The following is an 11804-nucleotide window of genomic DNA, read 5'->3' on the forward strand; positions in this document are numbered from 1 at the left end:
CCCCGGCCTCAGTCCTGGGGCAGCGGCTTGGTGTCCGGGGTGACCCGTGTGCCCGGGGTGGCGCGGACGATGGTGATCAGACGGTCCGTCAACTGCAGAGTTTCGACGGAGGGATCGTCGTAGCCCAGGACACGGTGTCCGCGTACGACGCTCACCACCAGGTCGTCGATCTCCCGCGGACTCCTGCCCGCCTCGGCGCGTATGACGGGCCGTTCGACGATGTCCAGCCCGCTGCCCTGCTGGATGAGGTCCTCCATCACCATGCCGGCGGCCGGGCTGAGCACGGACAGCCCGAGCAGCCTGCCCGCGGCGCTCGCGCTGGTGATCACGGCATCGGCGCCGGACTGCCGGAGCAGCGGTGCGTTCTCCTCCTCCCGGACCGCGGCGACGATCTTCGCCCCCCGGTTGAGCTGCCGGGCCGTCAGCGCCACCAGCACGGCCGTGTCGTCCCGCTGGGTGGCGATGATGATCTGCCGCGCCCGCTGCACCTCCGCCCGCTTCAGCACCTCGCTGCGGGTCGCGTCCCCGACCACTCCCACGTATCCGTCCGCCGTGGCCGCGTCGATCACCTTCGCACTGGGATCGACCACGACGACCTGCTGCTTCTTCAGTCCCGTCGCGCAGACGGTCTGGATCGCGGACCTCCCCTTCGTGCCGAAGCCGACGACGACGGTGTGATCGCGCAAGGCGGACCTCCAGCGGCTCAGGCGCCACTCCTCACGGGTGCGTTCGGTGAGGACTTCGAGCGTGGTGCCGACGAGAATGATCAGGAACAGCACGCGCAGGGGCGTGATGACGAAGATGTTGGTGAGCCGGGCCGCGTCGCTGACCGGGGTGATGTCGCCGTACCCGGTGGTCGAGAGCGTCACCGTGGCGTAGTAGGCCGCGTCGAGGAGGTCGACGGAACCGTCGGCGTTGTCGTGGTAGCCGTCACGGTCGGCGTAGACGATGACGACCGTCACGACCAGCACCAGCAGGGCCATGGCGAGCCGCGTGCCGACCTGACGGATCGGGCGTTCCACCACTTTCTTCGGGAGTTTCACCCGATGGGTCACGAGATGTTCGTCCGCCTGGCGGGCGATCGCGTCATGGCCCGGAAGTTTCACGTGAAACACACCCCGATTCCGGCGGCGGCCCAGGGGAGATCGAGCAGTTCTGTCTCCTGGCCCGCACGGGCGCCACCCGGCGGTACGACGGCCAGGGCGTCGGCCGCCGCGACCCCGCGCAGCATCGCCGGGCCGTTGTAGTGCAGCGGGACCGCGTGGTCGCCGCGCAGCACGACGGGCACGAGCCGGGTGTCGTAGGGGTGCCCGTGCACCGCGTCCTTCAGCGGCAGCGTGTACGGCTCGGGGGCGGGACGCGCGGCCAGCGTGCGCAGCAGCGGCTCGGCGAGGGTGAGCAGGCCGGAGACGGCGGCGAGGGGGTTGCCGGGCAGGCCGACGAGGTGCTGGTTCTCCTTGGTGCGGGCCAGCAGCATCGGATGGCCGGGCCGCACCTTGACGCCGTCCACCAGCAGTTCGGCGCCGAGCCGGCTCAGAGTGGGGTGGACGTGGTCGACGGGGCCGGAGGCGGTTCCACCGGTGGTGACGATCAGGTCGGCCTCGGATCTGTCGATCGCCTTGTGCAGCGCCTTGGCGTCGTCGCCGATGCGGCGCACGGTGGCCGTCTCCGCGCCGAGCGCCCGCAGCCAGGGCGGCAGCATCGGACCGAGCGCGTCCCGGATCAGGCCGTCGTGCGGCAGCCCCGTGGTGAGCAGTTCGTCGCCGAGTACCAGGACGTCGACGCGGGGCCGGGGGACGGCGGTGAGCGTGTCGTATCCGGCGGCCGCGGCGAGGCCCAGCACTGCGGGGGTGACCAGGGTCCCGACGGGCAGCAACTGGTCTCCGCTACGACACTCCTGTGCGCGTCCACGGATGTCCTGGCCGTGGCTGACCTCGCGGATCGAGTGCAGCCTGCCCTTGGCGTCCGTGCGGCCGTGCTCGCTGCGCAGCACGGCGGTGGTGTCCTGCGGGATGCGGGCGCCGGTCGCGATCCGTACGGCCTCGCCGTCGGTCAGCGGCTCGGGTCGTGCGTGTCCGGCCAGGGCGCCTTCTTCGCGCACGTCCCAGGGGCCGGGGCCGGCGACCGCCCAGCCGTCCATGGCGGAGGTGTCGAAGGAGGGCAGGTCGGTGAGGGCGGCCAGGGGCTCGGCCAGGACCAGGCCCAGGGCGGCGTCCAGGGAGACCGAGACGGGGGTGCGGCGGCCCCCGCCGCGGGCGGCGCGGGCCGCGGTCTCGCGGGCCTGGGGCCATGGGGTGGCGTGGTGGTGGGCGTCCGGGGAGTGGCCCGTTCGCGGGGACTCTCCGAGGCCGGGGGAGTGCATGGTGCCGTGGCCGGGCGTGAGCGGCCCGTGGCCGATGCCGTGCCCCTGGGGGGAGGCGGGTCCGGAGGTGGGCAGGCCGCCGTGGGCCGGGCCGATGCCGTTGCCTGGTTCCTTCACGAGAGCGAGGGCCTCCTCGACATCGAGTTCCTCGGCGTCCTCGCCGGCCCGCGTGCCGCGGGCGGTCATCCCGCGTCCGGACGGGTGTCGGGCGTGGCGTCGGGAGCGACGTCGGCCTTGGCCTCGGCGGTGCCCTCGTCCGCCCAGCGCAGGGCGAGGTCGGCGGCCTTGCGGGCGGCCTCCGCGACCGCTTCGGGGCCGCCCTTGCCCTGTGCGGCGGCGTAGCCGACGAGGAAGGTGGTCAGGGGTGCCGCGGGCCGGGCCACGCCGTGGGCGGCGTCGCGGGCGAGATCGAGCAGCACGCCGGTGTCGACGTCCAGGTCGATGCCCAGTTCGTCCTTGACTGCGGAAATCCATTCATCCAACACGTGCCCATGCTCCCTGATGCGTGCCCTGGCGGTGGCGATGTCGTCCCAGGTGTCGCAGTCGAAGGACGCGACATGGTCGGGGATGCGGGTGAGGTCGAGTGCGGCGGTGAGTCGGCGCAGCGGCAGCCCGGTGAGGGCGCCGTGTCCCCGGGTGAGCGCCGCCAGTTCGCGGCGCAGCGCGTGGACGCGGTAGGCCGCCACGAGCGGCTGGTCGCGGCCGTCGGCGTCGGTGAGCAGCACGCCGTCCGCGCGGCCCGCGCGCAGGGCGCCCAGGAGCCGCCGTACGGTGGCCGGTTCGAGGAACGGCAGATCGGCGGAGAGGACGACGACGTGGTCCGCCGTGGTGTGGCGCAGTCCGGCGTCGAGCGCGGCGAGCGGGCCTCCGCCGGGCGGTTCCTCGCGCGTCCAGCGCACGGGCCGTGCGGTGGGTCTGGGGTCGGCGACGACCACGGTCGTGCGCGCCCCGGCGCAGGCGGCGAGGACGCGGTCGAGCAGGGCACGGCCACCGACCCGTACACCGGGCTTGTCCGCGCCGCCCAGCCGCCGGGCGGCGCCTCCGGCGAGCACGACGGCATCGTGGGCGGGGGGCTCGTGAGCGGGAAGCTGCTGGGTGGGGCGCTCGAAGGCGGTCACCCCCTGAGTATGCGTCCCGCCCGTGATCACAGGGAACGCGGGCGGGAGCTCGGGTCCGGCTCGGGGCAGGTTCGGGGCCTGTCCGCCGGACGGGCCCCGGTCTTCTCAGAGCGTGCGCAGCAGCACCGCCGGCTGCTCCACGCAGTCGGCCACGTAGCGCAGGAAGCCACCCGCCGTACCCCCGTCGCACACCCGGTGGTCGAAGGTGAGCGAGAGCTGGACGACCTGCCGCACCGCCAGCTCGCCCTCGTGCACCCAGGGCTTGGGGACGATTCGGCCGACGCCGAGCATCGCGGCCTCGGGGTGGTTGACGATCGGTGTGGAGCCGTCGACGCCGAACACTCCGTAGTTGTTCAACGTGAAGGTGCCACCGGTGAGTTCCCCGGGGGTGAGGGTGCCCGCGCGGGCTGCCTCGGTCAGCCGGGCGAACTCGGCGGTCAGCGACTCGGCGTCCCGCGCGTGCGCGTCCCGTACGACGGGAACGACCAGCCCGCGCTCGGTCTGCGCGGCGAAGCCCAGGTGCACCCGGTCCAGCCGCACGATCTCCCTGGCCTCCATGTCGACCGTGGAGTTGAGCTCGGGGTAGCGGGCGAGGGCGGCGGTGCAGATCCGGGCGAGCAGCGCGAGCAGGGAGACCTTCGGTCCGGCCGCCGCGTTCATGGCCGTCCGGGCGCGCATCAGCTCCGTCGCGTCGGCGTCGACCCAGCAGGTCGCGTCCGGGATCTCGCGGCGGCTCCGGGAGAGCTTGTCGGCGACGGCGCCGCGGACACCCTTGAGCGGGATCCGGGTGCCGGCGGCGGCCGGGCTCTGCGCCGGGGCCGGCGCGGACGCGGACGCGGCGGACGCTGCGAACGCGGCCGTCGGACCTGCCGGGACCGTCGGGGCCGGCGTCTTCGCCGTACGGCCCGGTGCCGTCCCGGCCCTGAACGCGCCCTCGACGTCCGCGCGCAGGATCAGCCCGTCGGGCCCGGAGCCCGACAGCCGACGCAGGTCCACGCCGTACTCCCGGGCGAGCCGGCGCACCAGCGGGGAGATCACGGGGACGGGGCCGTCGGCGGGCCGCTCGGCACGCTCGGCCACCGCCGGCACGATCACGGAGTGCGGGGCCGGGGCCGAGGGGGCCGCTGCCCCGTCCGGCCGCGGCGCGCTCGGGGTGGGCCGTATCCTGCGGCGGCGCGCCGGCGGCGCACCCGTGCCGTAACCGACCAGGACGTTGCCGGAGCCGCCGGACTCGCCCTCGGCGGCCGGTTCGGACGCCTCCCCGACCGCGACCGTCAGCAGCGGGGCACCCACGGGAAGTTCCGTGCCCTCCTCGCCGAAGCGGGCCGTGACCACACCGCCGTAGGGGCAGGGCACCTCGACCATCGCCTTGGCCGTCTCGACCTCGACGACCGGCTGGTCGACGGCCACGACGTCGCCCACCTCGACCAGCCAGCGGACGATCTCCGCCTCGGTGAGCCCCTCCCCGAGGTCGGGGAGCTTGAACTCCAGCACCTGTGCCATCAGCTCTCGGCCTCCCACTGCAGACGCGCCACGGCGTCCAGGATCCGGTCGACGCCGGGCAGGTGGTGCCGCTCCAGCATCGGCGGCGGGTAGGGGACGTCGAACCCGGCCACGCGCAGCACCGGCGCCTCCAGGTAGTGGAAGCAACGCTCCGTGACACGGGCGGCGATCTCCCCGCCCGGGCCGCCGAAGCCACCCGACTCGTGCACGACGACCGCGCGTCCGGTGCGCCGGACCGACGCGCACACCGTCTCGTCGTCGAACGGCACCAGCGAGCGCAGGTCGACGACTTCCAGCTCCCAGCCCTCGCCCAGGGCCGCCTCGGCGGCTTCGAGGCAGACGGGCACGGACGGGCCGTAGGTGATGAGTGTGGCGCTCCTGCCGGTGCGCCGCACCACCGCGCGGCCGATCGGTTCAACGGTCTGCGGGTCGTCCGGGTTCCAGGAGTCCTTCGACCAGTACAGCCGCTTGGGTTCGAGGAAGACGACGGGGTCGTCGGAGGCGATGGCGGCGCGCAGCAGCCCGTAGGCGTCGGCGACGGTCGCAGGCGTGACGACATGCAGCCCCGGAGTCGCCATGTAGTACGCCTCGGAGGCGTCGCTGTGGTGCTCGACGCCGCCGATGCCGCCGCCGTAGGGGATGCGGATGGTCAGGGGCAGAGGCATCTTCCCGCGCGTGCGGTTGCGCATCTTCGCGACATGGCTGACGAGCTGTTCGAACGCCGGGTAGGCGAAGGCGTCGAACTGCATTTCGACGACCGGGCGCAGGCCGTACATCGCCATGCCGACGGCGGTGCCGAGGATGCCGGCCTCGGCCAGCGGGGTGTCGGTGCAGCGGTCCTCGCCGAACTCCTTGGCGAGTCCGTCGGTGACGCGGAAGACGCCGCCGAGGGTGCCGACGTCCTCGCCCATGACGTGCACGGCGGGGTCGGCGGCCATCGCGTCGCGCAACGCGCGCGTGAGGGCCTGGGCCATGGTGGCCGGCTTGAGGGCGACGGTGCTCATCGGGCGGTGCCCTCCTCCGCCTCGGCCGCCAGCTCGGCCCGCAACAGTGCCTGCTGCTCGCGCAGTTGCGGAGTCGGCTCGGCATAGACGTGGGCGAACAGGTCCATCGGGTCGAGCACCGGGTCCTGGTTCATGTGTTCGCGCAGCCGCGCGGCCATCGTCTCGGCCTCCTCGCGGACGGCCGCCATCTTGTCCTCGTCGATCAGCCCGCGGCCGGTCAGCTCGCGCTCCAGCAGCTGGACCGGGTCGTGGCCACGCCAGGCCTCGACCTCGGCCTCGCCCCGGTAGCGGGTGGCGTCGTCGGCGTTGGTGTGGGCGTCGATGCGGTACGTCACGGCCTCGACCAGGGTGGGACCGCCTCCCGCACGCGCGTGCCGTACGGCGTCGGTGAGCACCTCGTGGACGGCGGCGGCGTCGTTGCCGTCCACCAGCCGGCCCGGCATGCCGTACCCGACGGCCTTGTGGGCCAGGGAGGGCGCCGCGGTCTGCTTGGCGAGCGGGACGGAGATGGCGAAGCCGTTGTTCTGCACGAGGAAGACGACCGGGGCCTGCCAGACGGCGGCGAAGTTCAGCGCCTCGTGGAAGTCGCCCTCGCTGGTGCCGCCGTCGCCGACCATCGCCAGCGCCACCACGTCGTCGCCCTTGAGGCGGGCGGCGTGGGCGAGGCCGACGGCGTGCGGCAACTGGGTGGCGAGCGGCGTGGACAGCGGGGCGACACGGTGCTCGTAGGGGTCGTAGCCCGTGTGCCAGTCACCGCGCAGCAGCGTGAGGGCCTCGACGGGGTCCACTCCGCGTGCCACGACGGCGAGCGTGTCGCGGTAGCTGGGGAAGAGCCAGTCGCGCTCCTCGAGCGCGAGCGCGGCGGCGACCTCGCAGGCCTCCTGGCCGGTGCTGGAGGGGTAGACGGCGAGCCGGCCCTGCTTGGTCAGGGCGGTGGCCTGCGCGTTGTAGCGGCGGCCGAGGACCACCTGCGCGTACAGACGGCGCAGCAGCTCCGGATCGGCCTTCCCGGCCGCGTCCGTCCCCAGCACGCGGTAGGGCTCCGCGTCGGGCAGCAGCGGCGCGGGGTCGGTACGGGGCTGCCAGGCGGGCGGCGGTGATGGCCGGTAGGCACCCCGCTGCTCCATGACCGTCATGACGGCACCTCCTCGTGGGAGCGGCTACGGAGGCGCATCGGCTGTGACCCGCCTCACCTACCGATTGTTCGGTCGTCGGCACATTTTGGCTACAGGCGGCCCCAGGCTGTGGACAAACGGTTCTGCACAGCGTGGGATGGACGCAGTACGTCCATGGTAGAGAGGCGGGGGGACATGGCTCCTGAACAAATGGCCGAAAGCCCGGACGGCGCCGCCCCGCCGCCGCCCCGCCCGCTGGACTCCGTGGACCAGGACATCCTGCAGATGCTCCAGTCGGACGGCCGCGCATCGATACGGTCGGTGGCCGAACGTGTCCACGTCTCGCGCGCCAACGCCTACGCCCGCATCAACCGCCTCATCGAGGACGGTGTCATCCGCGGCTTCGGAGCCCGCGTCGACCATGAACGCGCCGGGCACGGCACGTCCGCCTACATCACGCTCAAGATCGTGCAGAACTCCTGGCGCACCGTGCGCGAGCAGCTGCGCCGATTGCCCGGCGCCTCCCACATCGCCCTGGTCGGCGGCGACTTCGACGTCCTGCTGCTGGTGCACACGCCGGACAACCGGGCACTGCGCGAGCTGGTGCTGACCCGGCTCCAGGCCATCCCCGAAGTGCTGAGCACGCGCACGCTGCTGGTGTTCGAGGAGGAGGACCTGGAACCGGAGCGTTGAACGCGTGCCGGATCAGCCCTCCTTGCGCAGACCGCCGAAGACCAACTGCGCCACCGCGTCCGCCACTTCCCGCTCGCTCATGCCCCGGCCGTCCGGCCGGTACCACTCCACGATCGAGTTGATCATCCCGAACACGAGGCGGGTCGCCAGCCGCACCTCCACGTCACCGCGCACGTCACCGTCGGCCGCCGCCGCCTTCAGCAGTTCGGCCACCCGGTGGTCGAACTCGCGCCGCCGCTCCAGCGCCCACCGCTCGGTCACGGTGTTGCCGCGCACCCGCAGCAGCAGCGTCACGTACGGCAGTTCGGCGATGAGCACCTCGACCATCCGGCGCACGACGTACTGCAGGCGCTCGGCGGCGGGCCCCACACGCGCGTGCTCCTCGTCGAGGATCCCGAAGAGCCCGTCCAGCGCCCTGGTGACAGCTCGGCGCAGCAGCTCCTCCTTGCCGGCGACGTGGTGGTAGATCGACGACTTGGAGATGCCGGCGGCCTTGGACAGGTGCTCCATGGAGGTGCCGTCGTAGCCGCGTTCGTTGAAGACCCGCACCGCCACGGACAGCAGCGTCTCGGGCGTGTACGTGTCGCGCCGGGCCGTGGTCATGAGATGCCCTCCCGCTTCTCGGAGGCGTAGGCGTGCCGGTACAGCGCGAGGGACGGGGCGTAGCGTCCGGACGGGTCACGCAGGTGCAGGTCGTCCAGCAGCCCGTAGGCCCAGGTCCGGCCGAGGCGGCGGCTCCACTCGAAGGGGCCGAGGGGGTAGTTGACGCCCAGCCGCATCGCGGTGTCGATGTCCTCCTCGGTGGCCACGCCCTTGGCGACGGCATCGTGCGCCAGGTCGACGATCCGGGCCACCGTCCGGGCGACGATCATTCCGGGGACGTCCCCGATGACGCTGACGTCCTTGCCGAGGGCCTGGAACAGGCCGGTGGACTCCGCGAGGGTCTGCGGTGAGGTGTCCTGGGAGGCGGACAGGGCGATGCGGGTGGCCCTGCGGTAGTCGAGCGCCAGGTCGAAGTAGACGACGTCGCGGAACTCGACCGAGGTCTGCCCGTCGGCGAGGACCAGCTGGCCGCCGCCCGGCAGCACCAGCCGGGTGCCGTTCTCCTCGTCCTCCTCACGGACCGGGATGCCCGCCTCGCGGATCAGCGCCAGCAGCTCCGACGCGGGCCCCAGGTCGCCCTCCGCGACGACGTACGCGGGTGGCTGCGCCCGCTCGGCGGTGTGCGGCTCGGGGCGCTCGGCGCCGTCGCCGTAGTCGTACCACCCGTGGCCGCTCTTGCGGCCGAGTCGGCCGGACTCGACCAGGCGGCGCTGGGCGAGCGAGGGCGTGAAGCGCACGTCCTGGAAGAAGGAGCGCCACACGGAGTGCGTCACGGACTCGTTGACGTCCTGGCCGATGAGGTCGGTCAGCTCGAAGGCGCCCATCTTGAACCCGCCGGACTCGCGCAGGACCGCGTCGATGGTGGCGGGGTCGGCGGCCTGGGACTCCAGGACGGCGAAGGCCTCGGCGTAGAAGGGGCGCGCGATGCGGTTGACGATGAAGCCGGGGGTGTCGGCGCAGGCGACCGGGGTCTTGCCCCAGGCGCGGGCCGTCTCGTACGCGCGCGTGGCCGACGTGACGTCGGTGGCGAACCCGGAGACCACCTCCACCAGCGGCATCAGCGGGGCCGGGTTGAAGAAGTGCAGGCCCACGAAGCGGCCCGGGTTGCGCAGCGCCCCGCCGATGGCGGTCACCGACAGCGACGAGGTGTTGGTGGCGAGCAGGCAGTCGTCGGTGACGACGCCCTCCAGTTCCGTCAGCAGCTCCTGCTTGACGTCCAGCCGCTCCAGGACGGCCTCGACGACCAGGGAGCAGTCCGCGAGCTCGGTCAGGCTCTCGGCGGGCTTCAGCCGGACGCGGGCCGCGTCCCGGTCGGCGCCGGTGAGCCGGTCCTTCTCGACGAGCCGGTCGAGCCGGGCACCGATCGCGGCGGCCGCCTCCTGGGCCCGCCCCGGCACGGCGTCGTACAGGCGTACGGAGTGGCCGGCGACCAGCGCGACCTGGGCTATGCCCTGGCCCATGGTGCCGGTGCCGACGACGGCCACGGGGCTGCTGAGGTCGAGTGCTGTCATGTGCGCGATCCTCCCGCACGGCGTTTTCCACAGATGCGGCGGACCCCCCGGGCCCGACTTTTCCACAGACGCGGCGGACCACTTGCCCCGACCGATCGTTCGGTTACTCTAACTCTGACCGGCTGTCCCTGCCCATGTTTCTGCCAGGTCATGAGCTCGACGAGGAGCTCTTGAGACGAGGAGTTGGTCCCGCATGGCCGCCGAACTGACCACGCACGAGCTGATCGCCCGCCACCGGCCCACTCTCGACCAGGCGCTGGAAGCGATCCGCACGCGCGCGTACTGGTCGCCCCACCCCGAGCACCCCAAGGCCTACGGGGAGCACGGCAGCCTGGACGCGGCCGCCGGCAAGGCCGCCTTCGACGCCCTCCTGGGCACCCGCCTGGACCTCGGCCAGCCCGGCACCGACGACTGGGTCGGCGGCGAGGTCTCGCCGTACGGCATCGAGCTGGGCGTGACCTACCCGCACGCGGACATCGACGTACTGCTGCCGGCCATGAAGGCCGGCCAGGGCGCCTGGCGCGACGCGGGCGCCGAGACCCGCGCGGTGGTCTGCCTGGAGATCCTCAAGCGGATCAGCGACCGGACGCACGAGTTCGCGCACGCGGTCATGCACACCTCCGGCCAGGCCTTCATGATGGCGCTCCAGGCGGGCGGCCCCCACGCCCAGGACCGCGGTCTGGAAGCGGTGGCGTACGCGTACGCGGAGCAGGTCCGCACGCCCGGGACCGCCGAGTGGACCAAGCCGCAGGGCAAGCGCGAACCGCTCGCCCTCACCAAGCAGTTCACGCCGGTCCCGAGGGGTGTCGCACTCGTCATCGGCTGCAACACCTTCCCGACGTGGAACGGCTACCCGGGCCTGTTCGCCTCCCTGGCCACCGGCAACGCGGTCCTGGTCAAGCCCCACCCGCGCGCGGTGCTGCCGCTCGCGCTCACGGTGAAGATCGCCCGCGAGGTGCTGACCGAGGCCGGCTTCGACCCGAACCTGGTGGCCCTCGCCGCCGAGCGCCAGGGGGAGGGCATCGCCAAGACGCTCGCCACCCGCCCGGAGATCAGGATCATCGACTACACGGGCTCCACCGCCTTCGGCGACTGGCTGGAGGCCAACGCCCGCCAGGCACAGGTCTACACCGAGAAGGCCGGCGTCAACACGGTGCTCGTGGAGTCCACCGACGACTACAAGGGGATGCTCTCCAACCTGGCCTTCTCGCTGTCCCTGTACAGCGGCCAGATGTGCACCACCCCGCAGAACCTGCTGATCCCCCGTGCGGGCATCCGCACCGACCAGGGCCCCAAGTCTTTCGACGAGGTGACGGCCGACCTCGCGAAGGCGGTCGACGGCCTGCTCGGCGACGACGCCCGCGCGAACGCCCTGCTGGGCGCGATCGTCAACCCGGACGTCAAGGCCCGCCTGGAGGCCGCGGCGTCCCTCGGGGAGGTCGCCCTCGCCTCCCGCGAGATCACCAACCCCGACTTCCCCGGCGCGGTCGTCCGTACGCCGGTGATCGTGAAGCTGGACGGCGCAAAGCCGGACGACGAGGCCGCCTACATGAGCGAGTGCTTCGGCCCCGTCTCCTTCGCCGTCGCCGTCGACTCGGCCGCCGACGCGGTGGAGCTGCTGCGGCGCACGATCCGCGACAAGGGCGCCATGACGGTGGGCGCCCACACGACCGACGAGGAGGTCGAGCGGGCGGTGCGCGAGGTGTGCCTCGAGGAGGCCGCCCAGCTGTCGCTGAACCTCACCGGCGGGGTGTACGTCAACCAGACGGCCGCCTTCTCCGACTTCCACGGGTCGGGCGGCAACCCGGCGGCCAACGCCGCCCTGTGCGACGGCGCCTTCGTGGCCAACCGCTTCCGGGTCGTGGAGGTCCGCCGCGAGGCGTAGGACGCGCTTG

At 72.9% G+C, this 11804-nt stretch carries 10 protein-coding genes; 2 read left to right on the forward strand and 8 right to left on the reverse strand.

What is annotated here, in order from left to right; all coding sequences use genetic code 11:
- Window positions 1-8 precede the first annotated feature (8 nt).
- The 6 genes from IE318_RS09490 to pdhA all read right to left on the reverse strand — a co-directional run bounded on the left by IE318_RS09490 (window position 9) and on the right by pdhA (window position 7123).
- Window positions 9-1106, reverse strand: coding sequence for a potassium channel family protein (locus IE318_RS09490; RefSeq protein WP_189898554.1), 1098 nt, complete (start codon window positions 1104-1106; stop codon window positions 9-11).
- Window positions 1103-2548: a molybdopterin molybdotransferase MoeA gene (locus IE318_RS09495; protein WP_189898556.1), complete on the reverse strand. Its 1446-nt coding sequence runs from the start codon at window positions 2546-2548 to the stop codon at window positions 1103-1105. Before IE318_RS09495 ends, IE318_RS09490 begins: the two co-directional genes overlap by 4 nt.
- The gene (locus tag IE318_RS09500; protein WP_189898558.1) at window positions 2545-3480 is read right to left on the reverse strand and encodes an NTP transferase domain-containing protein; all 936 of its coding nucleotides are present in this window, start codon (window positions 3478-3480) and stop codon (window positions 2545-2547) included. The genes IE318_RS09495 and IE318_RS09500 overlap by 4 nt, the downstream gene beginning before the upstream one ends.
- Before the next feature lie 105 nt (window positions 3481-3585).
- Window positions 3586-4983, reverse strand: a complete 1398-nt coding sequence (locus IE318_RS09505; protein WP_189898560.1) for a dihydrolipoamide acetyltransferase family protein — start codon at window positions 4981-4983, stop codon at window positions 3586-3588.
- The gene (locus IE318_RS09510) at window positions 4983-5987 is read right to left on the reverse strand and encodes an alpha-ketoacid dehydrogenase subunit beta (protein WP_189898562.1); all 1005 of its coding nucleotides are present in this window, start codon (window positions 5985-5987) and stop codon (window positions 4983-4985) included. The genes IE318_RS09505 and IE318_RS09510 overlap by 1 nt, the downstream gene beginning before the upstream one ends.
- Window positions 5984-7123, reverse strand: a complete 1140-nt coding sequence (gene pdhA / locus IE318_RS09515) for a pyruvate dehydrogenase (acetyl-transferring) E1 component subunit alpha (protein WP_189898565.1) — start codon at window positions 7121-7123, stop codon at window positions 5984-5986. Before pdhA ends, IE318_RS09510 begins: the two co-directional genes overlap by 4 nt.
- A 189-nt stretch (window positions 7124-7312) precedes the next feature.
- Here pdhA and IE318_RS09520 point away from each other — a divergent pair, with 189 nt between their 5' ends.
- Window positions 7313-7795, forward strand: a complete 483-nt coding sequence (locus IE318_RS09520) for an Lrp/AsnC family transcriptional regulator (protein ID WP_030177575.1) — start codon at window positions 7313-7315, stop codon at window positions 7793-7795.
- Window positions 7796-7807: 12 nt separating this feature from the next.
- On the opposite strand, the gene IE318_RS09525 is transcribed toward IE318_RS09520, so the two are convergent.
- Window positions 7808-8398: a TetR/AcrR family transcriptional regulator gene (locus tag IE318_RS09525; protein ID WP_189898567.1), complete on the reverse strand. Its 591-nt coding sequence runs from the start codon at window positions 8396-8398 to the stop codon at window positions 7808-7810.
- The gene (locus IE318_RS09530; protein WP_189898569.1) at window positions 8395-9909 is read right to left on the reverse strand and encodes a 3-hydroxyacyl-CoA dehydrogenase; all 1515 of its coding nucleotides are present in this window, start codon (window positions 9907-9909) and stop codon (window positions 8395-8397) included. Before IE318_RS09530 ends, IE318_RS09525 begins: the two co-directional genes overlap by 4 nt.
- A gap of 193 nt (window positions 9910-10102) precedes the next feature.
- On the opposite strand from IE318_RS09530, the gene paaN reads away from it, so the two are divergent.
- Window positions 10103-11794: a phenylacetic acid degradation protein PaaN gene (paaN, locus tag IE318_RS09535; RefSeq protein ID WP_189898571.1), complete on the forward strand. Its 1692-nt coding sequence runs from the start codon at window positions 10103-10105 to the stop codon at window positions 11792-11794.
- Window positions 11795-11804 lie beyond the last annotated feature (10 nt).

The sequence above is a fragment of the Streptomyces spiralis genome, from assembly GCF_014654675.1.
Taxonomy (GTDB): Bacteria; Actinomycetota; Actinomycetes; order Streptomycetales; family Streptomycetaceae; genus Streptomyces; species Streptomyces spiralis.

Coding starts and splice junctions, on each gene's coding strand:
- paaN (WP_189898571.1), top strand. CDS start 10,103: ATGGCCGCCGAACTGACCACGCACGAGCTGATCGCCCGCCACCGGCCC.
- IE318_RS09530 (WP_189898569.1), bottom strand. CDS start 9,909: ATGACAGCACTCGACCTCAGCAGCCCCGTGGCCGTCGTCGGCACCGGC.
- IE318_RS09505 (WP_189898560.1), bottom strand. CDS start 4,983: ATGGCACAGGTGCTGGAGTTCAAGCTCCCCGACCTCGGGGAGGGGCTC.
- IE318_RS09520 (WP_030177575.1), top strand. CDS start 7,313: ATGGCCGAAAGCCCGGACGGCGCCGCCCCGCCGCCGCCCCGCCCGCTG.
- pdhA (WP_189898565.1), bottom strand. CDS start 7,123: ATGACGGTCATGGAGCAGCGGGGTGCCTACCGGCCATCACCGCCGCCC.
- IE318_RS09525 (WP_189898567.1), bottom strand. CDS start 8,398: ATGACCACGGCCCGGCGCGACACGTACACGCCCGAGACGCTGCTGTCC.
- IE318_RS09510 (WP_189898562.1), bottom strand. CDS start 5,987: ATGAGCACCGTCGCCCTCAAGCCGGCCACCATGGCCCAGGCCCTCACG.
- IE318_RS09495 (WP_189898556.1), bottom strand. CDS start 2,548: ATGACCGCCCGCGGCACGCGGGCCGGCGAGGACGCCGAGGAACTCGAT.